Below are 26,030 nucleotides of genomic sequence, written 5' to 3'. Positions count from 1 at the left end.
CTATTCATCCCCTATTTTTAATGCTGCGATGAATGCAGATTGTGGGATTTCGATATTGCCGTACTGCCTCATTCTCTTCTTACCGGCTTTTTGCTTCTCGAGCAGCTTACGTTTACGAGTTATATCACCGCCGTAACATTTGGATAAAACATCTTTACGCAATGCCTTAATAGTCTCACGGGCAATAATACGGCTGCCAATACTTGCTTGAATTGCAATATCGATCTGCTGTCTCGGTATCAAATCCTTTAGCCTTATGCATAACGCCCTCCCCCGCTGCTCAGCACGTGAGCGATGTACGATTGTCGATAACGCATCAACTACCTCGCTGTTAACCAGAATCCCAAGCTTCACAAGTTCAGACGGCTCGTATGTATCCATTTGCCATTCAAAACTTGCATAACCTTTTGAGCAACTTTTTAACCGATCGTAAAAATCATATACTATCTCATTTAGTGGCAATTTATATACTACTTTTGCCCTATTTGCTATATAGTTGTGATCTAACTGAATTCCTCTTTTTTCAGTGCAAAGCGATAATACCGCACCTAAAAACTCATCAGGTACCATTATAGTTGCTTTAATCCAAGGTTCTTCCATTGAGTCGATTTTTTGCAGATCAGGTAAATCAGCTGGATTGTGAATCTCTAGCACTTCACCCTCACGCATATGAATTTTATACACCACGCTTGGAGCGGTAGTAATTAAATCTAGATCAAACTCTCTACTTAAACGTTCCTGTATGATCTCTAAATGTAGCAACCCTAAAAAACCACACCTAAAACCAACTCCTAAAGCTGATGAGCTTTCCATTTCATACTCAAAGCTAGCATCATTAAGGCGAAGTTTTGCCAGCGAATCCTTTAAATGCTCAAACTCGCTACTATCTGTCGGATAAAGCCCGCAGAATACTACCGGCAAGTTTGGTTTAAAACCTGGCAGAGCTTGCTCACAAGGCTTCTTCTCATCGGTAATAGTATCTCCAACCTTACAATCTGCTACCTGCTTTATAGAAGCAGTGAAAAAGCCGATTTCCCCTGCATGCAGAACATCCGAAATATGTTTTTTGGGAGTAAAATATCCAACATTCTCTATTGTATAAACCGAATTCGTTGCCATCATTTTGACTTTCATATTCTTACGTAACGATCCATCAATAACACGCACTAAAATAACTACACCAAGATAAGGGTCATACCAACTATCAACAAGCAATGCTTTTAAAATATCTGTATTACTTTCTTTCGGTGGAGGTAATTTATTTACGATTGCTTCTAAAACTAAGTCAATACCTATACCACTTTTGGCAGAAATCAGTACTGCCTCACTTGCATCAATCCCAATTATGTCCTCTATTTGTTGTTTTACCTGCTCAGGTTCTGACGCCGGAAGATCAATCTTATTCAGTACTGGCACTATTTCATGATTATTCTCAATTGCCTGATAAACATTGGCAAGAGTTTGTGCCTCTACCCCTTGCGTACTATCAACCACTAACAACGACCCCTCACACGCTGCAAGCGATCTACTAACCTCATAAGCGAAATCGACATGCCCAGGGGTATCCATCAAATTTAAGTAGTAAGTATTGCCGTCTTTAGCCTTATATACAAGCCGCACTGTTTGGGCTTTGATTGTTATGCCCCGCTCTTTTTCGATATCCATTGAATCTAGTACTTGCTGGCTCATTTCTCTTGCCTGCAAGCCACCGCAATATTCAATTAACCGGTCAGCCAAAGTAGATTTGCCGTGATCGATATGAGCTATTATTGAGAAGTTCCTTATATATTTTTGATTATTCATAATTATTGTGATATAATTTGCGTTTTATCATCTCCGTCATTGCGAGGAGAGGCGAAGCCTTGACGTGGCAATCTCATGAAAATATCCTGAGATTGCTTTGTCAAAACTTATAGTTTTTCCTCGCAATGACGTCTATAGTCACGATAATATAACAAAACCAAAATATATAACAGGAAAAAATAATGCGAGCGGAAATAGAGAATTACGTTAAGAAAATTGAGCAGTCTTTAGAACTGCTTCGGAGGTCACTTTGACGTCGAAACGTCAGCAACTAGACTAGCAGAGTTAGAGGAGTTAGCGGCAAGTCCCGATCTATGGAATGATCAAGCTAATGCTCAAAAATTACTACGAGAAAAAAGCAATCTAGAAGAACAATTAGGAGCTTATAATAAAATTAAGTCTAATCTAAAAGATGCATTAGAGCTTGAAGAAATGGCTGAAGCTGAAAATGATCTTGAGATAATGCAGCAAGTTGAGAAAGATTTACAAAATTTAAGCACTATTGCCGCAAAATTTGAAACTGAGTGTTTGTTTTCAGGCGAAGCAGATAGTAATAACTGCTTTTTAGAAATAAATGCCGGAGCGGGAGGAACAGAAAGTCATGATTGGGCGTCTATTATGATGCGTATGTATTTACGTTTTGCCGAAAGATTAGGCTTCAAAACTGAGATCATTAATATGATTAACGGCGAAGAAGCAGGCATAAAATCATGCACGATTAGGATAATCGGTAAGCGTGCTTATGGCTGGCTTAAAACTGAAGCAGGAGTGCATAGGTTGGTGCGTATTTCTCCTTTTAATGCGGCAGGCAAACGTATGACCAGCTTTGCAAGTAGCTGGGTATATCCGGAAATTGACGACAATATAGCAATTACAATTGAGGATAAAGATTTAAGAATCGATACTTTTAGAGCATCGGGAGCGGGAGGACAACATGTTAATACTACCGATTCAGCGGTACGTATCACCCATATACCTACCGGCACGGTTACACAATGCCAAAGCGACAGATCGCAACATAAAAATAAAGCTCAAGCTATGAAAATGCTACAAGCTAAACTCTATGAGCTTGAAATGCAAAAACGTACCGATAGTGTTAACGAGCAGAATGCCGCCAAGACGGATAATAGTTGGGGGCATCAAATTAGATCATATGTGTTGCAGCCCTATCAAATGGTAAAAGATCTACGCACTGATTATGAAACTTCTGACACTAAGGGCGTACTTGATGGCGATCTCGAAGAATTTGTCTCAGCAAGCTTAGCTATGAATGCGGGTGGTAGGAGATAAAATGGATCAATTTTTCCGTCATTGCGAGGAGATGCGTAGCATCGACGCGGCAATCCAGTTAAAAATACTAATATTATTTTTTCTGGATTGCTTCGTCAATTACTCCGTAATTTCCTTAGCTCAGACGGAAAATAGTAATACCAGTTACCAAAAGTTATTTTGCTTGATATTACGATTAAGCCGTGATATGTCTCTCCCATATTTCAACCTAATTACTTTATCACAATATGAAAAGCTGCAAAAACTTTGGCATTGCTATTTCTATAATTATTATAGCTATAGTTTCGATTCTAGGATTTCAGAATTACCAAAAACATACACAAGATAAGCATTTTGAACAACTAGTAACTGATCTTAATAATTTAGAGATTAATAATGAGCAGGTACGTAAAAGTTTCATTTCAGAGATACAAAATATTTATGCCACTGAAAATCCTGAGATAGATAAGAATATAAAATATGTATGGGTTTTGTCAGCAAGACATTCTTATAATAAAATGCCTATTATTTCTCATGCCCAAAATATAGGGGCTGTAGATAAAGAAGACGGTTATAATAGAATGAGACTTGGTATTGAAATTGCAAGAGAAGTAGCCGCTAAAAAGCTTAATAAGCACGTATCTGATTTAACTTATCAAGAATTAAAGGAGCATGGACCGATAATTTTATTTAATGGCGGAGCGGAAGGTAACAGTTTGTTACAGAAAGATTTAGATAAGAACGAGATCAAGGATTATCCAAAAGAGAATTTTTATATTTTTGCATTACCGGAAAATCAGGCTAACACTGGCGGACAGTTTAAAACTTTATATAAAGAACATGAAGACGGTAATATTGATTTAAATAATACTGAAATCGCTATTGTTACCCATGCTTATCATTTCCCTCGAGTGTATCGATATTTTGATAACAAGCCAAATTTTGATTTTTTCTATAATCACAATACTAAGCCTATAATTTTCTTAGTTGATCGTAAATTTGAAACTATAGGAGTAGATAACGAACTAAAACAAGAATTATCAAAATTACCTAGCTATATCGATAAAGGTTTTATTTCAGAAAAATATACTCTATAAACTAATAAAATATATAAATTAAAATTGTATACAAGGTGGAAACCGCTTTTCACCTTGTATACCCATCATTTAAAGCTTCTTTGGAAAGGAGTATGAAATACTACTTTTCAAAGAAAGGAAGTTTATTGATAGGGGTAAGGAAATATCACCCACTATATTAACTTCATATTTTTCATTTATTTCTTCTTCTAAATCTTTCAATTGACCCAATATATTTTCATCATCCTGTTTTTCTTTAATATTATATTTGTTAGAAACATATTTTGACATAATTTGGTATTTTTAAATTTTATTATGATTGAGTATAGCGAAATAGTCATTGCAAGAATTAAAGGACATTGTTGCATGGCTCGATTTTATTGTTATCACCCCGTGATGGTATTATTACGTGGATACCAATTAGTCATTGCTAGCGAATGAAATGAGCGTGGCAATCTAGTTAAAAAATGCTATAAGTTAGTATTTTTTATACCTCCTTGCTTCGTCAATTACTTCGTAATTTTCCTCGCAATGACAAATCACATATAAGACTTCAATTATTCTGCAATTTCAGTACTGCGTACTACGTCACCCAATGCATCAACTTCATCAGAGTCTTGTAAATTACTTACTGCCTCACCAGTTTCAGATGAAATCACCATAGAAGCATCTTTAGGTAAATCAGAAGACTCTTCAGCTTCAGGCTCACCATCACCTTTCTCAACATTTGTTAATGATTCTAACTCTTTGCTGATGATTGCCATTGTTTCAGGGCTTATTGGCGTAGAAGCACGACTTGATTCACTTTCATTTGAACCAACATTAGCAGCCTCAGCTGTTTCATTTGTTTGTGTTTCTAGATTATCATTATCAATCTCTTTCTTTTTCGACATAAATTAACCTTTATTTGAATTAAAAAATTTATATAAATTAGCATTTATATAAAAATAAACTTAATTTAAATTTATTTTTATGAATAAAATAGTTACTGAGGTTTCTCCATTATTCAAGGAAATACATATTATAGTATTATAAATAATTAGTTAAGATTAGTTAATTATTTTATAAATTTTACTAAAGCACTAGGATTATTGATGAGAAAATGTATGGTCTAAATATTAATAAAAGTTAATTTAGTTGTAATATGTATTGTTAAAAATACAACATAGAAGATATCTACATATTATAATCTTCTTTTAAAGAAAATATGAAATATTAATTTTGAAAAAAGTATACTTGTTATTTGAAAAAAACTTTCAGAAATAGTAAGGATTACTATCTCTGAAAAAAAGGAGGGGAAGTAATGCCTTAAGATTTAAGGCATTACGGCTAGCTAATTAAGTTAGATTTGCATGCAAAAGCTTAAATTGTAAGCAAGTTTAAGTTAACCAACTGTATTATTTTAAGGTTTAGTGAGCGTCTGTAACAACATGACTTCCTAATAATTCAGGATTATAGTCAGCAACAGCTTTACTATAATCACCAACATTATAACCACCGCCACCTTTTGCAGGATCACTATCTATTGAAGCATCCCAACCGCTGACATTTCCAAGACCTTTATCACCAACAAAATATTTATTGATTTCTCTTTGATCTGCAACAGTATTGACTTTTCCATTTAGGTGTTTGCCAAACATAGTACATAGACCAGTCATTGCATAAAGTTCTTTTGGAGTTAAGTTTGTCCAAATTTCTGAAAGCTGTTTGATTGCACCTTTTTTGCTACCATCTGTATCGTTAGCAGCATCACCTTCAAGAGAAAGTCTAGCACACTCAAACAGATTAGCATTTGAACCTTGACCAAATTCCATAGACATACCGTTAACAAGCGATGGTGTGATACCTGCATCATGTAATTTTTTAAGGAATGTGGTACCGTTTCCATTAAAGCCCATTAAGCCAGGAGCCCCGTCTACAGGTAAGGTATAAGAAATTTTTATATCAGGTTTTGCTTTAATTACTTCGGTTATGGCTGCAATATGTCTATCTAAAGCATCTGTATGACCTAAGAAACCACCTTCAAAGTCAAAATCAATTAAAGTTAACCCATAATTTGTAATAGCTTTTAAATAAATATCAACAATTTTCTTAACGTCTGATATTGGAGCTTCTATTGGTTCATTTGATGCACCACCAAAAGATAAAATTACATCACCGCCATTTTTTCTAATACCATTAATATATGTTTTGTAATAGTTAGAGATTGTTACGTCACCATCATATTCTTGATTATCAATCCCATCATACATCTTTAAATTACCGCCCCAGCAAGCTTTATGGCTTCCACTAGCAGTATCATAATGAGCTGTAATAAATCCTAAGAAATAACCTTTTAAATTATATTCTGCAGCCCATTTATCAATAGGAGGAGTTGGCCAAGCAGTTGAATCAACAAAAGGAGAACCTTTAATCCAATTACCAGTATTCCATTTTGCAGGACCTTTTAAAGCTTCATCTGTAGAAGCATAATATGCACTAGAAGCAGAAGCATTACCCGCAAAGTCAACTGCTGAAATATTAACTTGATATTTTGTATTAGCAGCTAAATTCTTTAAAGATATACTGTTAGTTGTGGTACTTGCTTCATGATCCGTTGTTTCATTAGTTGCTCTATATTTTACTATATATTTATCAACACCTGTTTCTTCATCTATACTTGGAGTCCAGTTTAAAGAGAAACTTGTAGGACCAGAAGCAGCTGTTACTATATCTTCTACTTTAGTTGGAGGAGTATGATCATCAGGTATTACAATAGGCTCACCATTAAAGGTAAAATCAGTAGGTAATGTAGGATAAATAGAAGTACTAGAAAAATTAACACCAAAAGTTAAAGTTGTAGAACTTTTAGCTTTTAATAGTGCCATATGCTCTGACAAACTTCCTTTAATTACAGGTCCGGTAAATGTTTGTTGAGCAAAACCCGTATACGCTCTAACTTCACCACTTATATTTGCTATTTTACTAACATCAAAACTTATTGTAGGAGAATTTACATCCTTATCTGTATTATTTCTAATTGTAATATCTAAAGGAATAAACCACTCAGCTTGGTCTTTTCCCTATTTTGCCGTAATCATATAATGTAATGGCATAATAACCTCCATATAATTTATTAATTTGAAATTAAAGATAGATTGAATAACAAAACTATCTTTATAATTATATGATTACTAGAGTTTTTGATGCTAAACAAGAAATTATAAACTAAATAATTGAAAAAATTATAAGAAATTATATTATAGAAAATTAAGATTTATTAATTAGGTTTATATTTTATTGAAATTAGCAGTAAATATTGAATGCATATATACTATTTATTACGTTAATAAAAATTAATTAAATTGTTATTTTGCAATGTAAAAAAATCACACCTACCGGTAAAAATATCTTTAGTAGAAAATCTAGAAAAGAAATAGCAGTATAAGATTTAATGATAAGTTATTATTTAAATAAAATCATGCCTAAATGTAAATTATATCGCTATCTTTACCCAAAAATAAAATTTTTTGATACAAAAGATAATATCTTTTTAAAATACTATTAATTTTCCTAAAAAAATATAGTAATTTAAGTAGGTATACATTAAAGATTAAAATTATAATAAGTTATTAGAGTTATGGAAGATATTGACATTTGGCAGAATAAATTTGAAGCTTGCGATTATGGCAAGAAACTAATTGATAAAATTCAAGAATTAAACATCACAACAAAAAATCCTATAGATATTAAAGAAATCGAAAAAGGACTTTACTATGCTCATAAGTATCATGAGGGACAAATGCGTCAATCAGGCGAGCCTTATTATACCCATCCAATAGAAGTAGCAATAATGTTAGCTGAATTTGCAGCTCATGAAGCACCAAAGCTTTATAAATCTTATATGATAATCGTTGCTCTGCTTCATGACACAATAGAAGATACTCATTTAACACATGAGGATATTAGCAAAATTTTTGATAAAGATATTGCAGATAATGTAGAACACTTAACAAGAATTAAACCGCATGGAAAAATAAGCTCCGGTGAAATGTTAAATTTATTAATTCAAGAAAAAAAATATGATATAGCACTTATCAAAGTATTTGATCGTCTACATAATTTACAAACCATAAATGCTAAGTCTCCTGACAAAGCTTTAAAAACAGTCAAAGAAACTATAGAAAGCTTTTTACTTATAGCTGCATATCTTGAGATAAGAACAATAGAGCAGCAATTATTAAATGTGTGTTAATTTTATAGAACAAAATTTCCCTTCAAAAGGTGAACAAAATGACTTACTTAATACAACAAATTTTAAAAACTCTATTTTAGATTCTCAAAATGAATTTAAATAACGAGTTAAAATTTTAATGCGTTAATTAAATCGCTTTTATACCTCCAATGTGCTGCTCCACCGCTTTCGGCATGATAATGCATATTTTCATCGCGTATCTGTATTTCTATTCTATATTGATCTTCAGTTATAATAACAGTATGTAAAGATTGGTAACCATTTGGTTTAGGATTATCAATATAATTTTTTAGCTTATCTTTTTCATACTCATATAAATTATGTACTATTTTTAAAGTTTTATAGCATTTTTCTTCATCTAATACCACTATCCTAATTGCGAAGATATCAGTTAATTGTTCTATTTTTATCCCCTTACAATACAATTTATATAAAATTGATACGGGATGTTTAATTCTACCTGTTATTTTAGCGGTAATATCATGTTTAGATAAATTATGACTTAAATGTTTAATAACTTTTTGAAACAACAATACCTCCTTAATTTATTAGCAGTAGCAAATCAATTTTTATAATTGCTATTATAAAGAAAAGTTGTAGAAATCAAGGTTTGAGGTCATTTCCTCGCCCGATTTCAAAATAAAATTATTATTTATCTTATTATAAAGATTATAAGCTTTTGCTTAATTCAACCAATTAAAGACTAAAGGTTGAGAAGTGTATTATAATTAATTAAAAATTACTTGCAATATTAAATCTCAAGTAATTAAGCAAATAAATTTTAGCCTTAAATCAGTAACTAAAAAATTTTTATTTTTACTCTTGAACTAATGAAAATAAAATATATAAATATATATAGTATGTACATTTAAAATATTTATATAATTTGGAGGTTAAAATGTCTTTTAAACCATTATACGATAGAATTGCAATAAAGCCTATCGAACATGAAGAAAAAACTAAAGGTGGAATTATTATTCCGGATACTGCTAAAGAAAAACCAATGCAAGGTGAAGTCGTAGCAGTTGGCAAAGGCGTTCGTAATGAAAAAGGCGAAGTGCATCCTTTAGAGTTAAAAGTAGGTGATAAAGTTCTATATGGTAAATGGGCTGGTACTGAAATTAAAGTCAAGGGTGAAGATCTCATCGTAATGAAAGAAAGCGATGTATTTGGTATTATTAATTAATTATTTGTTTTAAGGAGAATTTAAATATGGCAACAAAACTTATTAAGCACGGCTCAAAAGCACGTGAGCAAATGCTAGAGGGAATCGATATTTTAGCTGATGCAGTAAAAGTTACTTTAGGTCCAAAAGGCAGAAACGTACTTATCGAGCAATCATTTGGAGCACCAAAAATTACTAAAGATGGTGTTACTGTTGCAAAATCTATTGAATTAAAAGACAAAATTAGAAATGCTGGGGCTCAGCTGTTAAAGTCAGCCGCTACTAAAGCTGCTGAAGTTGCAGGTGATGGAACAACTACCGCAACTGTTCTTGCTAGAGCTTTAGCACGTGAGGGTAACAAGCTTGTTGCTGCTGGTTATAATCCAATGGATTTAAAACGTGGTATGGATTTAGCGGTAAATACAGTATTAGAAGAAGTTAAAAAAGCTAGTAAAAAAATCGATAGCCAAGAAGAGATCGCTCAAGTTGGTACTATATCCTCAAATGGTGATAAAGAAATCGGTGAGAAAATTGCTAAAGCGATGGAAGAAGTTGGCAAAGAAGGCGTAATAACTGTTGAAGAAGCAAAGAATTTCAGCTTTGATGTTGAAGTAGTTAAAGGAATGATGTTTGATAGAGGTTATTTATCACCATATTTTGTAACAAATTCTGAAAAAATGGTTGCTGAACTTGAAAATCCTTACATCTTATTATTTGAGAAAAAACTATCAAACTTACAACCAATGCTACCTATCCTTGAGGCGGTGGTACAGTCACAACGTCCTTTATTAATCATTGCTGAAGATGTTGAAGGAGAAGCTCTTGCAACCTTAGTAGTAAATAGATTACGTGGTGGTTTAAAAGTTGCAGCTGTAAAAGCTCCAGGCTTTGGTGATAGAAGAAAAGCCATGATGGAAGATATTGCCATTCTAACTAATGGTGAGCTTATAACCGAAGATTTAGGCATGAAGCTTGAAAATGTTAGCCTTAAAAGTTTAGGTCATGCAAAAAGAGTTACAATCTCTAAAGAAAATACTGTAATTGTTGACGGTAGCGGCGATAAGAAAAATATCGAAGAGAGAGTATTACAAATTAAATCACATATCGCTGAAACTACTTCTGACTATGATAAAGAAAAATTACAAGAGCGTTTAGCTAAACTTTCTGGCGGTGTTGCTGTACTTAAAGTCGGCGGTGCTACTGAAGTTGAAGTAAAAGAGCGTAAAGATCGCGTTGAGGATGCACTTGCTGCAACACGTGCTGCTGTTGAAGAAGGTGTTGTTGCTGGTGGCGGTGTGACATTACTACATGCTTCACAAGCTTTAAAAAATCTGAAAGTAGACAATAAAGACCAACAAGCAGGTATTGAATTAGTAATCGAAGCTTTAAAAGATCCAATAAAGCAAATCGTTGAAAATGCTGGCGAGAATGGCGGTGTAGTAGTTGGTAAATTATTAGAGCATAAAGATAAGAATTTCGGCTTTAACGCTCAAGATATACAATATGTTGATATGATTAAAGCAGGAATTATTGATCCGGCTAAAGTAGTGCGTACTGCTCTGCAAGATGCAGCTTCTGTTGCTTCGTTAATTATCACTACGGAAACTTTAATTGTTGATGAACCTGAAGACAAAGAAAACCCAATGCCAATGCGTGGCGGTATGGGTGGCATGGGCGGAATGGGAGGCATGGACTTCTAACGCCTCAGTGTCAATGTCTGCGTAAATCGTTTTCCTGTCATTGCGAGGAGTCATAGAGGCATTGTTGCGTAGATCATTTTCTCGTCATTGCGAGGAAAAACTTTAAGTTTTGACGAAGCAATCTCATCATTATTTCCTGAGATTGCCACGCGGTCTTCGACCGCTCGCAATGACGACTTGGCATCCACGCAACAATGCTAGTCATAGACGACGAAGCAATCCAGTAAAAAATGCTAATATTATTAGTATTTTTTATTATTTTCTGGATCCCGTGGACAAGCCACGGGATGACACCAAGGGCGTTTTTCGATCCACGCAACAATGCCTCCCGTGGCTTGTTCACGGGGTCATGTCATTCCCGCGTAGGCGGGAATCCAGTAATAAAAAAACATAAATAAAACAAGTTTTTAAAACTAAAAGCTTAGGTATCTCGCTTTACCCTGAATTCCCGCCTCCGCGGGAATGACATCCAAGGCGTTTTCCGATCCACACAAGCAAGCCTTAAGCCGGAATAACAAACGATCCACGTAATATCATCGCTACAACATAACACTAAAAAATTACCACCCTAGTTTTTCTGTTATCTAATTAATTCCTATTTAAAAAATTAATATTTGCTTTACAATTTATTAAATTTATTTTATAATTTATACCTAATTTGTATTAAGTATTTATTATGAAAAAGTCTAAATCTCCTACTGAATTAAAATTTAATTTTACAGCCCTGGATAAAGATAAGGTACTAAAATTTGTACCGGCTCTTCCTATAATTTTACAAGATAATGCATGGTCAAAACTTTCAAATATGAAAGGTTCTATAGAAGCTGGAGCAGAGATAATAATAAATATTTTGAATTTTTTAAGTGGTAACAGTTCAGCAGTAAAAAAAATTCCTATTAATACAAATAAGAATATGAAATTTTTTGTGTTAAAAATTTTATTTAATAATTATGAATATAAAAATATTCAAGAACATAAAGCACTAAAGGAAGTGTTAAGAAAATATCATCCTGAGCAAAAATCTAATGGAGACGTTACCTTTTTAGTAAATAATGTTGCCTATGCTGAAAAATTTTCTAAAAGTGCAAAAACTGAAGCGGATAATTCTATAGAAAGTATTTTCTCACAGCTTGAAATAATGAAAATGGCGTTAGAGTGTACCATAGAGAATAATCACTATGAAGTAGCAGAAAAATTATTTACCGATATATTTTCAAATGCAAGAACAAATTTAGATTCGATATTCTCTCAACAAGAATATGTTAATCATAAAAAATATACGACTATTTTGTTTGAATTAGTAAACAAGTTTATGTCTGTTGAACATCAAATTAAAACTATCATAGATCTAACCTCTCACTTAAAGCATTATTTTAATATTACAGCAGAATCTACAGATATACTAATTAATAATAAACATTCAAATGAAGCTGAAGAATTGCTTACAGCAGCACTTTATAATATGACTATAGATGATAAACCAAAAAACCAAGATATAGGTTGGTGTTACTATAAATTAGGTTATCTTAATCATAGAAATGGACAGAGAGAATATGCTGTAGAGTGCTATAAGAATGCTTTAGACAAATTACCAGCTACAGATAAATATATTATACAAACTATTAATTATAATTTATGGGGTATTTATAGTTATTATGATGCTGATGATAGTATAGAAGCATTATTAAATCAAATGCCGGAATCTGGTCTTAAAGATCTACTAAAATTAGGCAAAAATCTAACAAATATTACTACTTCCCAATTAGAGAATATTAACCGCTCTGATTTACAACCTCAGCATACTCAAATGTTTGATCTTTATAAATATAGTGCTAAATATAATTCTCTTTCAATTGATCAAAAAATTAGTAAAAAAACACGTTTTACAAAAGATTTAAATACAATAATCAAAAAAAATTCTGATATTGATAAATTATTAGCCCTCTCGGTAGCTATTTACACAGAACAATTTGACATAGCTCGCAACATATTAAACACAGTTCCAGAAAATGAAATAGAGAAGTGTAAGAAGTTAAATTTATCGCTCTTAAGAAGCTATCTTGATCCAGATTCTATAATTTATGATGCAGAGGAATTAAAAAAAGAAGAAAAAGTCGAAGTTCTTAATGCTGCCAATACTTCTTTAATGGCAGAAGATAAAAGTGAGCTAGTTTCTAAAAACGTTCAAAAAGTTTTACAAAATGTTGAAAAGGTTTTAGAGTTCCATCCCCAAAATGAAGAAACTTTAGAAATTGGGATAAATGCTGCTTTACTTAATAGTGATCTAGAAAAAGCTAAGAAATATGCAAATCAATTAAGTAAAGAAAAACAAGAAGAAATCTTTATAGGTGATTCTGAAGAAGCTACAAAAATAGATGATTTAGATTGTTTACTTGCACAATATGATGCTAAGAAAATTCATCAATATTATCAGGATAAAAAAGAACAACAGCTTCATATATTAAGTCAGAAAATTACTCATTATACCACTTCATGGAATATTCCAGGAAAAGGTCAGGTTAAAAGTACCGAAGCTACTTATATTGGTAAATATAAAGGACAAGATTGTTATAGTATTATTGATGATAAAGTGAAGAAATCAATTGGTTCTTTATTGCCTCGTTTTGAGAAAGCAATGGAGAAAGGAATAATACATCATCAATATGGTATAAATGGAGTAAAATTTATTGAAGAAAAGGCTATTGAAATCAAGGTTAGAGCTGATAAAAGGTTATTAGCAAGTGAAATTTATGAAAACTCAGGAAAAGAGTTATTAATAAATTTTGATCATGAAGCTAATCATAAAGAAGCTGAAATATTTATTAATGGTCATCACTTAGAAATATACCACGAATAAATGAAAAATTGATAAACGAGTATGTTAATGCGTTATATTTATCACATCTGGTATAATAATTTTATCTTCCAAACAAAATACTTATTTATTAATAAAAATTAATGTGTAATTAATAATATGTTAAAAACTTATTAATAGGTAGTGTTATGAAAAGCAAACTTTCAGCAAGTATACTTAGTCTTAATTCCTATACTCAAAACCCTGTTATTAATGACATAAAAGAATTGGCAGAAGAATTAAAAGTTAGATCAGAAGTTAAATCAGCTTATAAAATAGCTCCAACCAAATTTTCCATGGACGAAACATATAATCAAATATTATATGCTTTACAAACTGTAAAATTTGCCAAAGCACATATAAAAGAACCAAATCTTGGTATAAACGAAACTCAAGAATGGTGCAAAAAATTAAATGATTATGGCATTATTGTTACTTGTTTACTAACTGAAAGTGTTAATAAATCTATATTAAGTTTTTTGTCATTTAAAAAAGGTAATAAAATATTAGATTTTTTATCATCTTATTTATTAGATAACGCTTCTGAAGCTCTTAAAGAAACTATGCCGAAAGAGTTTATAGATAAATATAACATGACTAATGCTGTGAAATTACTCAGCAATGAAGAAATAAAAAGTTATTTGAAAGAATACGCAGGCTCTAATCAACAACTTGCTTCTGAGCGTCAACATACTACAGCTACTATTTATGAAGAAGAAAATGTTGAAACTATGGGAGGCGATGTAGCACCTGCGACTTAGTCTTTAAAAATCTATATTGCAAACAATTCAAGCAAGGTAGCAATCTAAAAAATTTTAATTAGATTGCTTTGTTAAATTACTTTGTGGTTTTCTTGTAATATAGATTTAGTCTTGTTTAAAAAGCTTATTAAAACTTAATCAGCAGAGGGGCTACCTAATGCTATAACTTCGTCTAAATCCTCAATTAAGGATTTAGGTATATATGAATTTTTATATTCAATATTCGACTCTTTAATTTCTAATAATGCTAATCTTTTTAATGTAATATATTCAGATATTGAGTTACTTAAAGATTTTAGTTCAGGATCAACAAAATCATTAGAAGTAAATTTTGTTAATTTTGTTGCTTCGTTATATAAATCATCTTTATTCTTAAAATATTTTATTTCCGGATTAAATTTGTTTTTTTGCCTATTTAAAAAAATATTTTGTACTTTTGAATCACAATCTTTAAAATATTCATATAACTCTTCTAAATTAGATTGTTTATATAATTTCTCGCATTTTGCTATATCTTCAACTATTCCTGTTATACGATTATTTAAATATGATTTATACACAGGTTCTAATATTTCATCTTCAATATTAGTATTAGGATATTCGAGTAAATATTGAGCAAATGGGTTAATATCATCGCTGTCATCGTCATGGTTTGTTATTATTGATTTTACCAATGGGATTCGATTTGTGGAAGAGTCAATATGGTTTACGACTGCTCCATTCTTAATGAGTAACTCTAACATTTCTGCGTAGTCATAATATGCTAACTCATTTAATATTTTGCCATTATTATAATTTACATCTGCTTCATGCTCGATTAATAACTTTGCTATCTTTAGGTAATTATTAGTAGCAGCCATAAATAACAAATATTCAAGATCAGAAAAACCTTTATCAATAAATAATTTTACTGTTTCATAATGACCAAATTGTGTAGCACGTAGAGCAGCAGTATAATTATTTGAGTCTTCAATATTAATTTCTGCCCCCCTCTCAATTAGTAATTCTACTATTTTATAATGATTGTGGAAAGCAGCACAATGTAAAGCTGTGGTTTTGTAACCTGAAAATATCTCACCACTTACGTGTTTGTTATTGTGTTCAACCAAGGAATTAATATCAATTCCACCTTTGTTTAACATTGATAAAACTTTTTCAAATTTATACTCCATGATTCTCCTCCATTTAAATTAATATCTCTCTCATAATAATTAACAAAAATTAATAATCAAGGGTTAATTACCATAAAATATGATTTTTTAAAAAATTTGTTTTGGATTTTAAATATGCTATATTCGATATAAAAAACGATATTTATGATTTCTAATATTTCTTTTTTACAGGATTTTGCTGAATTTATTATAAGTAAATTCGGTAAAGATAATTTGTATAAAGAACTCAAAATAATATTGCCGAATAGTCGTTCTTGCATCGAATTAAAAGAGCTTTTGACTGGCAATTATAATATAAAGAATTTACCTATTATTATCCCATTCAATGCTATTATTTCAAAAAAAGATTCTTCGGAAGATTATATGTCTAAAATGGAAGAATTATTTACTTTGTCAAAAATAATTACCGAATATAAAAAATTAGATTTTACTCCTGAGGAAGCATTAAAAACTGCCGGAATTTTAAATAAATTATTTGCTGATTTAGTAAATAATAATATCGATATAAAATTAATTGAGACTTACAATAATTCAGAATATTGGCAGAATATTTATAAATTCTTAGAATATAGTTTTTTAAAATGGCAAAAAAACGAAAAGCAAAGCAGTAATAATTATAAATTAAAATTGCTTTTGGAAGAGATAGCAAGAACCAAAAACAGCAGTAAAAAGGTAATATTAGCCGGCATATTTAAGCCTGATTCTTTCTTAAAAAAATATGAAGAAGAACTGCAAATAATTAAATATAATGAGATAAAACTAGCTCACAATAATATATATTATTATAAGCCTACGGATATTTATGAAGAAGCTGAGCAGATAGCTCACATATGTAAGCTGAATGCGGATAAAAAAATAGCTATTGTTACAAATAACGATAAATTGAAAAGGATATATTGTAACTATTTAGATAAATATGAGTTAGTGTTTGAAGATTTGATCGGTAATGATCTAAAACTAACAAATGTAAGTAGCTTACTAATATCTATCATTAATATATTATGTAATAATTTTGATTTGAAACTTTTATTTTTATTACTTAAAAATCCTTTAATAAACTGCACGAATGTTCAGAAACTTGAGTTATTATTATCAGGTAAAAATCGTTTTATATCTTCGCCAAAATATTTACTACAATTACAATTTGATAATGAGGATCTAAGAAGTTACTGCCATAATTTAGTAGATATTTTATTTGCTACTAAACCTTATAATATCAATGATATATTAGTAGTTTCTAAAGAAATAGCTGAAAAGCTTTTACCAGAAATTTGGGAAAAAGAGGAAGGAGCTGAGCTATTAGAATTTTTAAATAATTTAATAGAGTTTAGCGATAGTATAAACACCAGTAAAAAAGATTTTCCTAAAATTTTTACTCTATTACTTTCTAGTATTAAATATTATAAAAATATTGAATCTAAGATAGTTATCGGCTCATCTGAAGAACTTGCTTTATCTCGTTTCAATTTAATTATATTACCACATTTTAATAGCGATAATTGGAGTACTACTACCACTACTCATCCTTATTTAAGTAAAGAAGCAAAGCAAATATTGAATATAGATTATGATGAAATTACTCCCAAACTATATTCAGATTATTTTGATTTGTTATTACAAAATGAAGAAGTAATCATATTAAATGCAAAAAAATATGCCGGAAAATTATCTACTCCTTGTAATTTATTTTTAAAGCTGCAAAATGTCACTCAGAATAAAAGTGTCATACCGCGACTTGATCGCGGTATCTTTGAAAGTATATTTCTGGATCCCGTGGACAAACCACGGGATGACAATAGAAAAAAAGCAGCACACAGTACTTTTTTCCCAAATATATTATCTGTAACAGATATAGAAACCTTAATCAGGAATCCATATGGTTTTTATGCTAAGAAAATCCTGAAGCTACGGACTCAAGATAAGATATGGGAAGAGCCAAAAATATCAGATTTTGGGAACTTTATTCATAAAGTTTTAGAAGAATATTCTAAAAATTATGACCAGCAGAATATGCTTGATAAACAGCAAGCTTTGCTAAATATTGGCAATAATATTTTACATAGCACTATTCTCCCTACATATACAAAGAAAACTTGGCAGACAAAACTAACACTACTGAGTAAAGCTTTTATTCTATTTGATATGGAACGCAGAAAAAATTGTCAAAAAATTTATTTTGAAATTAAGGGAGAGCTGAACTTAAATATAGCAGGACAGAATATAAAAATAATTGGTATAGCTGACCGAATTGAAATCAGTAAATCAAACCGCATAACTATATTAGATTATAAAACTGGTACTATCCCAACTAAAAAAGAAATAGAGCTAGGACTTTCACCACAGCTTATTATAGAAAGTTTAATGATACTCGAAAACGGCTTTAATATACTATCTCATTCCCACGAAAGCGGGAATTCAATTGAAGACATTACCATTGCCTATGTAAAAATAACTAGAACCAAGCCTTATGTGCAAACAACAGAAATAAGTTTAAGCATGGAAACCCTAGACAAACATAAACAAGGATTAATAAGACTGCTTGAATATTATGTTACAAACAAGTCCTTTGTTTATGATTTGGATATGTCAAAATATAATGATTATTTGCATTTGAGGGGACATTAATTGTCATTCCTGCGAAAGCGCAGTTAGTGTCCGGAAAAAAATAAACGTTGTTATTATTAGGTTTTTTCGTCATTGCGAGAAGAATTACAAAGTAATTCGACGAAGCAATCCAGTAAAAAACGCTAAAATTAGTTATTTTTTACTATTTTTCTGGATTGCCACGCGGTCTACGACCGCTCGCAATGACGATTTTAATAATACTCCAATTTTCTCCAGACACTACTGTGCGAAAGCGAGAATGACACCGAAGCCATGCAACAAACACGTTTGTTTGATTTTCTTTAAAGTAGTAAGTAAAGCACGTTGCTCTTGCTTTTCTATGCCAAATAATTGTTCTTGAAAAGCAGGATAATTCATATCTAGTAATATTTTAGTCATTTTGTACCAAATCTACTATTTCATCAAAATTTTCATGCCTTTTATTTATTTCTGCCCATTTTATAGCTCTATCAATTATCTCATTGTTATTTTTATTATAAAGCCACATTTCATTATCAGGAATAAATTTACCAGGTTTAATTATTATAGTATATTTGTGTGTATAAAACAATAGGAGTTATCACAAATCCATTATCAACTTAAATTTTTCACCATTACCGATAATTTTACTATCTGTGTTATAAATAATTGGATCATTAATTTTCTTATGACCGAATCTATCAGTTTTAAATACCGGTACTTTTAAATTATTTGCAAAATTACGCAGCACTAACATTGTGAGTTTAGAATCTTTATCAAACGTGCCAAATATTATAGCCTTAATATTTTCAAGTAATCCAGCTTGTTTTAATTGTATTAAAGCACGATCTAACTGATAAGGAGCTACATTTATATCTTCTAAAAAAAGAATTTTATCAGCGGTTTTTATTTGCCATCTAGTCCCTATACTACTTAATACCATAGTTAGGTTACCGCCGGTTAGCTTGCCGCTAACAAGTTCGGTTGGTTTGGCTACATTGTTAAGAGCTGCTAAATCATTTATGACCGCTTGTTTTACTTTACCTTGCAATATTTCAGCAAGTTTTATAAAGTTACCTTGATCTTGTTCAGGTTTTAGCAAACCAGCTACATTAGTACCATGTATTGTTTTCCATCCCCATTCTTGCGATAAGAAAAGATGCAAAGCCGTTATATCACTATATCCTATAAAAAATTTTTTCTTATTTGGTTTTGGAAGTTTTAATAAATCAGGAATTAATCTTGCAGAACCATAACCGCCTCTTAAACTCCATACTATATTGCTAGATTCATTATATAAGGCATCTTTCAAACAATTAAATCTTATCTCATCAGTACTTGCTAAAAATGGTAAATCACCTTTGCTAAAACATTTAGCCGGCATATTTAAGTTAAGAGTTTTGATACTTTTTAAATCAGATAAAGTTTTGCTATCAGCACCTGAAGCCGGTGCAACGACATTAATTGGAATATTTTTTAATAATTGAGGTATTGTAGCTTGCGAAAAAGCTGATAATGAAGAAAATAGTAATATTAATGAAATTAAATTTTTAAGTTTCATGATATTTATTATTAGAGTTTTACTATTATGTCATACCTAGCTAGGAGTGGCTTCGTTGCATGGCTCTTATGTCATTCTTAGCAACGGCGGGAATCCAGGAAAAAAAGTATACATAAAGCAAGTTTTTAAAGTTAAAAGCTCGATTTATGCTGGATTACCGCCATTGCTAAGAATGACATACAGGGCATTTTCCAAGCCATACAACAACGCCAGTTTTTCCTTAAAATGAGAACGTAAGGCAAGCCTTATGATAGAATTTTAAGCTGAAAAATCTAAATAAGAATGCTGATCACCACCCATAATATTCATTTCTTCACTTTTAAATTGATCAATATTAAAACCAAGATACTCTTCAAATATATCACTTGTTCCTATTCTTTCGGATATTGCATTTGTTTCATCAAAGTTTTTAGAATCTTTAAAATAATCATAAGCTAGTTTCAATGTTACTTCTTTTTTCATAACTTCACTAGTGTCAGATGGTAACATTTTTAAAAGAAAATCAAATTCTTTAGTATTTTGATTATATAATAATTCTAAGAATTTCTTAACTTCAACTTCTTTACCATTAATAAGCGTTACTTTCTCGCCAAGTAATTCTTTCGAAATTTTTAATGAAGAAGCTGTATAATTAGTATTAACAATTTGTTCTTCTGGTTCAGGTAAACTTTCTGGAGCTTTCAACTCAACATTTAGTATAGTCTCTTGATTTTGACGGTCCTGTTCTATTTTATTGTCAAAAGAACAATATGGATTTGTTACATCGTATTTTGTAAATAATTCTTTTGTTGAGATACCATTCCATTTTGCAGCATAGTTTCCCATATTTTTAAGAGCAGTACCAACACATCCGTCGGGGTTAATATCTAATTTTTTTGCTGTAGTCATATATGCTACTACACTACCAGGATTTAATTTTGAAAAATGATCTTTAAATTCATTCGTTACATCATTTAGATTATTGCTACGTTTTGTTTCTATTAAAGCTTTTAATACTAGCTTAGCTTGTTCGCCCTTTTCTTGATTGTCCTCTCCTGAATTAGAGGTACTTGCTATCCATCTATATTTAACTGGTTCTTGTTCATTAAGAGGGTTTAAAGGATGTGGGGCATCCCAATGTCAAAAGTCTCTCTATTTTCATGATTAATACCTAAACTGCTAAGCATTTCCTTAATATTGTGTACGTTATTATCATTATCATTAGAGAATTTTTTGACTTCTTTTTCTACTTTTTTACCAAATTTTTTTTGTTCTCTTCCTAATGGCATAACTTTCTCCTTAACTTACTAATTATATACCCGCACCATACTCATATTTTATGATTATGTCAAACAAAACATTAACATAAATTAACTTTTTGGTATATCACAAGCGTGTAAATCCTGTTTAAACTTGAATGTATTATTTTTATTCAAAATTGTACGATAAATCTGAATATTTTCAAGAACTCTTTGAACATAATCTCTTGTTTCTCGGTAAGGTATAAGTTCCATCCAATCAATAACTTTTCTCATATCCTTGATATTCCTTGGATCACCAAATCTATCTATCCATTTTGCAACATTGTGACTGCCAGCATTATAAGAAGCAATCGATAAAATGTAAGATCCACGATGATCACCCAGTAATTGTTTAAAATGATGAGTACCAAGTTTAATATTATATGCAGGATTTCTAGTTAAATCTGCTACACTACATTTAAGACTTATAGATTTAGCGGTTTCACAAGCAGTTTTATCAATAAGCTGCATTAAGCCCCTAGCATTTGCACTACTTACCGCTTTATGATCGAAAACAGATTCTTGCCTAATAATCCCATAAGCTAAATGGGGATCAATAGGAAGCCCTGCTAGATTATAAGGAGTTGGGAAAGCACAATTTGGAATGAAAATATTATTTTGAGCAGCAATTTTTGCAACATCAACCATATAGTTAGCATTATTAGTTGACTTAATAATGTTTGTGATTACTAAAATTTCAGCAGGGTTTTTAGTCTCTTTAATAGCAGCTTTAGAATATATAACAGCTAATTTATTTTTATCATATTTAACTAATAATCTTATTGCTTTAATAATATCTTTATTTTCAATAGTTTTTCTTTCTTCATTACTAACTATAGGTACAGGAGGCAATACTAAATTAGTTTTATTTAACTCAATATTTGCTACCTGACCATAAAAGGTAAAAGAGTATTTAGCAGCCTGTTCATAAAATTGTTTAGCAGTTTGTTTATTGCCTTTCGCTTCATAACTTCGTCCTAACCAATAATATCCACGTGCTAAACTAATTGGAGTTTTAACAATTTTGATAAATTTATTAAAATGTGCTAATGCCTGATCAGGCTTCTTTAAAAAGCTTAGAGACAACCATCCAGCCATCCACTCCTGCTCTCTTATCGTTTCAGGACAGGTAGCAAAAGGCAATGATGCTATTTTATAGCTATTAGCAAAATCTTTATAATCGATAAATTCACGAGCATAGTAGAGCTGCAAGCGACACCATTTAGCAAAATGCTTACGATTATTCTTTGCTTTCTTAAATAAAGTAATAATTTCACCAGTTGGTTTTTGCTTTTTCTTAGAATCTAAATAACGATATAACAGACCAGAAGTATAATATTTTTCAGGGGCTTTTCTGAAAAGCTTTTCAACATTTGGCGATTTATTTATAATAGCAATTTGAGCTCTAAAGGAGTTTTGACAATTACGATCTACATATTTTAGTGATTGCTCAGCTGATCTAATATCAGACTTCCAAAGATGTTCTTCTATTCGTTCTAAATGATCATTTGTGGTTAAATATTTCTTCCATCTGCTATAATATGCACTTTCTTCTTCAGGGCTAAAATCTGCATATATCCAAGCATCTTTAATAATAGGCAATAATATTTTTTGATCATTAACTAAGCTACTTGCAGCCAATGCATAATATTTATAACCTTTACCAGTAAGGGGTGGATGCTTACTAAACCATTCAAAAATGGTTTTTTTATTTGTATTGCTATTTAAGTATCTTTCTGCTTTTTCTTCTAATAGCTTACTTTGAGGCCAATTTGGATTATTGCACAAAAACTTAATTACTTGCTCAAAGCTATTATTCGGATAATCGCTATCTAAAAATCTTTGCGAAACAACAATTTTTGTTAAAGCTTTGTTATTTAATTCCCTAGCTAACTGCTCTGCCTGCGACCAATTTTTTTGATCTACATATAAAAAAACTTGCCCAATATTATTGTCAGGCTCAGCAAATACTTTAAAACTTGCTGCTAATGAGAGCAAAATAATAATTGATAATTTTTTTATTATTTTCATATTTTTTAAATATATTAAGTTTTTCTATCATCCCATGATTTATTAGGCATTGCCAGCGTGGATCGGTTTTTCCTCTGTCATCCCGTGATTTATGAACTAGAGCCAGTTAAAAATACTAATAAAATTAGTATTTTTTATTATTTTTTAGATGCCGTGGTCAAGCAACTAGATGACAATTAAATATTTATAGTTCTTTTATCTACCCCAAGAGCTGCTTCTTTGATTGCCTCGCTTAAAGTTGGATGGGCGTGGCAAGTTCTTGCTATATCTTCCGCAGCTGCACCGAATTCCATATAAGCCGTAAGCTCTGCTATTAGAGTTCCTGCATCAGCCCCGATAATATGAGCTCCTAAAACCTTATCTGTTTTACTATCGGCAAGAATCTTCACCATTCCTTCAGTTTTACCTACTGCTCTTGCTCTACTATTGGCTAAGAATGGGAACTTACCCACTTTGTAGCTAACGCCTCTTTCCTTTAATTGCTCTTCAGTTTCACCAACGCTTGCTACTTCTGGGGAAGTATATATTACGCTTGGGATCAGGTTATAATTTACATGACCCGCCTGCCCTGCCATAATTTCGGCGGCAGCTATCGCCTCTTCTTCAGCCTTGTGTGCAAGCATAGCACCTTTTACAGCATCACCGACTGCGTAAATGTTTGGTACAACAGTTTGGAAATGTTCGTTAATCTCGATTCTACCTTGTTTATCTGTAGCAATGCCGACAGCTTCAAGACCTAAATTTTGCGTGTAAGCTTTTCTGCCGACTGCCATAAGTACTACATCCGAAGTTATTACAGAGCTTTTATCACCCTCCTCGATTGTAAGGTTAACTTTACCGGATTTTACTTCCGCAGATAATACTTTAGTATTTAGTTTAAATTCTATTCCCTGTTTCAGTTGAAGCTTCATAAATTGGCTAGCGACTTCTTTATCAAGCATTGGTACAATACTCTCAGCATATTCTACCACTGTTACCTTAGAACCTAGACGCCTCCAAACAGAGCCAAGCTCTAAACCGATATAACCGCCGCCAACTACTATTAAATTTTCAGGCACTTTTGAAAGCTTTAAAGCACCGGTCGAAGAGACGATAAATTCTTCATCAATCTTAATATTTGGGATTTCTATTACACTAGAACCGGTAGCAATTAGGATATTTTTAGCCGAAATCTGTTCGCCACCTACTTCAATAATATTATTAGATATAATTTTAGCTTCACCTTTTATTCTGGTAATTTTGTTTTTAGCAAATAAACTTTCTATACCTTTTGTAAGGTCTGAAACCACTTTATCTTTATTAGCGAGCATTTTTTGTAAATCTAGCTTTACTTCCGCATTAATACCAATATTCTCAAAATGCTTTAAAGCTTCTTCATATTTTTCAGAAGAATTAAGCAGTGCTTTAGAAGGTATACACCCTATATTTAGACATGTACCACCAAGCGTATCATTTTTTTCAATGCACGCTACTTTCATACCAAGTTGTGCGGCTCTTATACTACCAGTATAACCAGCAGGACCGCTTCCTATTACTACTAAATCAAATTCTTGCATATATACCTTATAAATATTATCAATAACTGTATGTCCTTTATGTCATCCCAACATACACGTCATTGCGAGGAGCATAGCTTTGATGCAATCTCAGGACGCATGACAAGATTGCCGCGTCAATGCTACGCATTTCCTCGCAATGACGTATACACAACTCACAATAACAAACCCATATTAAACCCTAAAAATACAGCATTCTAGTTCTTATAACAACTTTAATCTTATACTATTTTTACTAGGTGAAGCAATAAAACTAATTAAGGTAATGTTATCTTCGAAGCTATTTTTATGGTTTTGTAGCAAAGAATACATTTTTTTAGAAATAGCATAATTTTGACGTAGAATTAACGAGTTTGACTCGCCTATATTTTTTATTTCTCTCATTAATTCTAATGGATTATCAAATTTCAGCTCTATATTTTCGTAATCAACAATTACTTCATCGAAGCCTGCTTGTGATAATAAGATTGGAACGTGATCGAAATGAATAAAAGGCGAGATATGAGGAGAATGTTGAGAGCTGCTTTCTATCTCGAGTTCTATTAAAGATTTACGCAAATTTTGAAGACTGCTACCTCCAATAAAATTACCGATAAAAACACCATCATTTTTTAGGAACTTTCTTATATTAAGCAAAAAACGCTGTACGTCATTTATGGAGTGTAAGCCTAAGGAATAAACTATTAAATCAAATGAATTTTCTGGAAGTTCTAAATGCTCCTCATCAATACATAACTTATTATTATGCTCAAATGAATCAAGCAACGTCTTAGACATATCAGTTGCAGTAATTTTAGCATCCTTGTAGATAACCTTTAATAATTTAGTCAGATAACCACACTTAGCTGATATTTCCAAAATATTAGAAAAATTTTTATCGATCATTTTCAAACGATCAATTAGATCGTCTGCTACCTGCTTCATAAACAAGCTGTTACTAATTCCAACTACTGCATTATTGCGGTTATTTTTTATATTTACTCTA

21 protein-coding genes and 1 pseudogene are annotated in these 26,030 nt (G+C 31.4%); 8 read left to right on the top strand and 14 right to left on the bottom strand.

The features are described from left to right. A complete protein-coding gene (gene lepA, locus AAGD49_RS03225; protein ID WP_341789107.1) occupies nucleotides 1-1,803 on the bottom strand; it encodes a translation elongation factor 4 in 1,803 nt (600 codons plus the stop codon). 182 nt (nucleotides 1,804-1,985) lie between these two features. Here lepA and prfB point away from each other — a divergent pair. Further along, nucleotides 1,986-3,093, top strand: a protein-coding gene (prfB, locus tag AAGD49_RS03220) for a peptide chain release factor 2 (RefSeq protein ID WP_341789106.1) whose coding sequence is annotated in 2 segments (ribosomal slippage) — nucleotides 1,986-2,054 and nucleotides 2,056-3,093 — 1,107 coding nt in all. Because the reading frame shifts where the segments join, the coding sequence is not laid out codon by codon here. A gap of 227 nt (nucleotides 3,094-3,320) precedes the next feature. Beyond that, on the top strand, nucleotides 3,321-4,169 hold the full coding sequence (locus AAGD49_RS03215; RefSeq protein ID WP_341789105.1) for a hypothetical protein: 849 nt from the start codon (nucleotides 3,321-3,323) through the stop codon (nucleotides 4,167-4,169). Nucleotides 4,170-4,238: 69 nt separating this feature from the next. On the opposite strand, the gene AAGD49_RS03210 is transcribed toward AAGD49_RS03215, so the two are convergent. The 3 genes from AAGD49_RS03210 to AAGD49_RS03200 form a co-directional block, all read right to left on the bottom strand. Continuing rightward, entirely contained in the window at nucleotides 4,239-4,439 is a 201-nt protein-coding gene (locus tag AAGD49_RS03210) for a hypothetical protein (RefSeq protein WP_341789104.1), read from the bottom strand. A 266-nt stretch (nucleotides 4,440-4,705) separates the two neighbouring features. Next, nucleotides 4,706-5,041 (bottom strand): hypothetical protein, encoded by a 336-nt coding sequence (locus AAGD49_RS03205; RefSeq protein ID WP_341789103.1) that lies wholly within the window; start codon nucleotides 5,039-5,041, stop codon nucleotides 4,706-4,708. A gap of 516 nt (nucleotides 5,042-5,557) precedes the next feature. Next, nucleotides 5,558-7,015 carry a fibronectin type III domain-containing protein gene (locus AAGD49_RS03200; protein WP_341789102.1) on the bottom strand — a complete coding sequence of 486 codons (1,458 nt, stop codon included), beginning with the start codon at nucleotides 7,013-7,015 and terminating at the stop codon, nucleotides 5,558-5,560. Between the two features lie 752 nt (nucleotides 7,016-7,767). Here AAGD49_RS03200 and AAGD49_RS03195 point away from each other — a divergent pair. Then, nucleotides 7,768-8,485: pseudogene (locus tag AAGD49_RS03195) on the top strand (HD domain-containing protein). 4 nt (nucleotides 8,486-8,489) lie between these two features. On the opposite strand, the gene AAGD49_RS03190 reads toward AAGD49_RS03195, so the two are convergent. Continuing rightward, nucleotides 8,490-8,912 carry a bifunctional (p)ppGpp synthetase/guanosine-3',5'-bis(diphosphate) 3'-pyrophosphohydrolase gene (locus tag AAGD49_RS03190; RefSeq protein ID WP_341789101.1) on the bottom strand — a complete coding sequence of 141 codons (423 nt, stop codon included), beginning with the start codon at nucleotides 8,910-8,912 and terminating at the stop codon, nucleotides 8,490-8,492. A 368-nt stretch (nucleotides 8,913-9,280) separates the two neighbouring features. On the opposite strand from AAGD49_RS03190, the gene AAGD49_RS03185 reads away from it, so the two are divergent. From AAGD49_RS03185 to AAGD49_RS03165, 4 genes are all read left to right on the top strand, one after another. After that, complete coding sequence (locus AAGD49_RS03185) at nucleotides 9,281-9,568, top strand: co-chaperone GroES (protein WP_011477260.1); 288 nt, start codon at nucleotides 9,281-9,283, stop codon at nucleotides 9,566-9,568. 26 nt (nucleotides 9,569-9,594) lie between these two features. Next, a complete protein-coding gene (gene groL / locus AAGD49_RS03180) occupies nucleotides 9,595-11,247 on the top strand; it encodes a chaperonin GroEL (RefSeq protein ID WP_341789100.1) in 1,653 nt (550 codons plus the stop codon). Between the two features lie 676 nt (nucleotides 11,248-11,923). Next, complete coding sequence (locus AAGD49_RS03170) at nucleotides 11,924-14,104, top strand: hypothetical protein (protein WP_341789099.1); 2,181 nt, start codon at nucleotides 11,924-11,926, stop codon at nucleotides 14,102-14,104. 146 nt (nucleotides 14,105-14,250) lie between these two features. Continuing rightward, nucleotides 14,251-14,862, top strand: coding sequence for a hypothetical protein (locus AAGD49_RS03165; protein WP_341789098.1), 612 nt, complete (start codon nucleotides 14,251-14,253; stop codon nucleotides 14,860-14,862). A gap of 134 nt (nucleotides 14,863-14,996) precedes the next feature. Here AAGD49_RS03165 and AAGD49_RS03160 read toward each other — a convergent pair whose 3' ends face one another. Then, on the bottom strand, nucleotides 14,997-16,034 hold the full coding sequence (locus AAGD49_RS03160; RefSeq protein WP_341789097.1) for an ankyrin repeat domain-containing protein: 1,038 nt from the start codon (nucleotides 16,032-16,034) through the stop codon (nucleotides 14,997-14,999). Between the two features lie 144 nt (nucleotides 16,035-16,178). Here AAGD49_RS03160 and AAGD49_RS03155 point away from each other — a divergent pair, with 144 nt between their 5' ends. Further along, entirely contained in the window at nucleotides 16,179-18,659 is a 2,481-nt protein-coding gene (locus AAGD49_RS03155; RefSeq protein WP_341789096.1) for a PD-(D/E)XK nuclease family protein, read from the top strand. A gap of 219 nt (nucleotides 18,660-18,878) precedes the next feature. Here the strand turns inward: AAGD49_RS03155 and AAGD49_RS03150 are convergent, their stop codons facing one another. The 8 genes from AAGD49_RS03150 to AAGD49_RS03115 form a co-directional block, all read right to left on the bottom strand. After that, nucleotides 18,879-19,037 (bottom strand): hypothetical protein, encoded by a 159-nt coding sequence (locus tag AAGD49_RS03150; protein WP_341789095.1) that lies wholly within the window; start codon nucleotides 19,035-19,037, stop codon nucleotides 18,879-18,881. Beyond that, on the bottom strand, nucleotides 19,030-19,209 hold the full coding sequence (locus tag AAGD49_RS03145) for a hypothetical protein (protein ID WP_341789270.1): 180 nt from the start codon (nucleotides 19,207-19,209) through the stop codon (nucleotides 19,030-19,032). Before AAGD49_RS03145 ends, AAGD49_RS03150 begins: the two co-directional genes overlap by 8 nt. A 9-nt stretch (nucleotides 19,210-19,218) precedes the next feature. Beyond that, the gene (locus AAGD49_RS03140) at nucleotides 19,219-20,178 is read right to left on the bottom strand and encodes an LD-carboxypeptidase (protein ID WP_341789094.1); all 960 of its coding nucleotides are present in this window, start codon (nucleotides 20,176-20,178) and stop codon (nucleotides 19,219-19,221) included. Nucleotides 20,179-20,436: 258 nt separating this feature from the next. Next, entirely contained in the window at nucleotides 20,437-21,066 is a 630-nt protein-coding gene (locus tag AAGD49_RS03135; protein ID WP_341789093.1) for a hypothetical protein, read from the bottom strand. Between the two features lie 206 nt (nucleotides 21,067-21,272). Continuing rightward, nucleotides 21,273-21,446: a hypothetical protein gene (locus AAGD49_RS03130; protein ID WP_341789092.1), complete on the bottom strand. Its 174-nt coding sequence runs from the start codon at nucleotides 21,444-21,446 to the stop codon at nucleotides 21,273-21,275. A gap of 81 nt (nucleotides 21,447-21,527) precedes the next feature. Further along, nucleotides 21,528-23,489: a transglycosylase SLT domain-containing protein gene (locus AAGD49_RS03125; protein ID WP_341789091.1), complete on the bottom strand. Its 1,962-nt coding sequence runs from the start codon at nucleotides 23,487-23,489 to the stop codon at nucleotides 21,528-21,530. A 176-nt stretch (nucleotides 23,490-23,665) separates the two neighbouring features. Then, nucleotides 23,666-25,045, bottom strand: coding sequence for a dihydrolipoyl dehydrogenase (lpdA, locus tag AAGD49_RS03120; protein ID WP_341789090.1), 1,380 nt, complete (start codon nucleotides 25,043-25,045; stop codon nucleotides 23,666-23,668). Nucleotides 25,046-25,249: 204 nt separating this feature from the next. Then, nucleotides 25,250-25,987, bottom strand: coding sequence for a methyltransferase domain-containing protein (locus AAGD49_RS03115; protein ID WP_341789216.1), 738 nt, complete (start codon nucleotides 25,985-25,987; stop codon nucleotides 25,250-25,252). Between the last annotated feature and the right edge of the window lie 43 nt (nucleotides 25,988-26,030).

This window comes from Rickettsia endosymbiont of Lasioglossum villosulum (assembly GCF_964026455.1).
Taxonomy (GTDB): domain Bacteria; phylum Pseudomonadota; class Alphaproteobacteria; order Rickettsiales; family Rickettsiaceae; genus Rickettsia.
This window is presented reverse-complemented; position numbering and strand designations above follow the sequence as displayed.

Coding starts and splice junctions, on each gene's coding strand:
- lepA (WP_341789107.1), bottom strand. CDS start 1,803: ATGAATAATCAAAAATATATAAGGAACTTCTCAATAATAGCTCATATC.
- AAGD49_RS03215 (WP_341789105.1), top strand. CDS start 3,321: ATGAAAAGCTGCAAAAACTTTGGCATTGCTATTTCTATAATTATTATA.
- AAGD49_RS03210 (WP_341789104.1), bottom strand. CDS start 4,439: ATGTCAAAATATGTTTCTAACAAATATAATATTAAAGAAAAACAGGAT.
- AAGD49_RS03205 (WP_341789103.1), bottom strand. CDS start 5,041: ATGTCGAAAAAGAAAGAGATTGATAATGATAATCTAGAAACACAAACA.
- AAGD49_RS03200 (WP_341789102.1), bottom strand. CDS start 7,015: ATGGCACTATTAAAAGCTAAAAGTTCTACAACTTTAACTTTTGGTGTT.
- AAGD49_RS03185 (WP_011477260.1), top strand. CDS start 9,281: ATGTCTTTTAAACCATTATACGATAGAATTGCAATAAAGCCTATCGAA.
- groL (WP_341789100.1), top strand. CDS start 9,595: ATGGCAACAAAACTTATTAAGCACGGCTCAAAAGCACGTGAGCAAATG.
- AAGD49_RS03170 (WP_341789099.1), top strand. CDS start 11,924: ATGAAAAAGTCTAAATCTCCTACTGAATTAAAATTTAATTTTACAGCC.
- AAGD49_RS03165 (WP_341789098.1), top strand. CDS start 14,251: ATGAAAAGCAAACTTTCAGCAAGTATACTTAGTCTTAATTCCTATACT.
- AAGD49_RS03160 (WP_341789097.1), bottom strand. CDS start 16,034: ATGGAGTATAAATTTGAAAAAGTTTTATCAATGTTAAACAAAGGTGGA.
- AAGD49_RS03155 (WP_341789096.1), top strand. CDS start 16,179: ATGATTTCTAATATTTCTTTTTTACAGGATTTTGCTGAATTTATTATA.
- AAGD49_RS03150 (WP_341789095.1), bottom strand. CDS start 19,037: ATGACTAAAATATTACTAGATATGAATTATCCTGCTTTTCAAGAACAA.
- AAGD49_RS03140 (WP_341789094.1), bottom strand. CDS start 20,178: ATGAAACTTAAAAATTTAATTTCATTAATATTACTATTTTCTTCATTA.
- AAGD49_RS03135 (WP_341789093.1), bottom strand. CDS start 21,066: ATGACTACAGCAAAAAAATTAGATATTAACCCCGACGGATGTGTTGGT.
- AAGD49_RS03130 (WP_341789092.1), bottom strand. CDS start 21,446: ATGCCATTAGGAAGAGAACAAAAAAAATTTGGTAAAAAAGTAGAAAAA.
- AAGD49_RS03125 (WP_341789091.1), bottom strand. CDS start 23,489: ATGAAAATAATAAAAAAATTATCAATTATTATTTTGCTCTCATTAGCA.
- lpdA (WP_341789090.1), bottom strand. CDS start 25,045: ATGCAAGAATTTGATTTAGTAGTAATAGGAAGCGGTCCTGCTGGTTAT.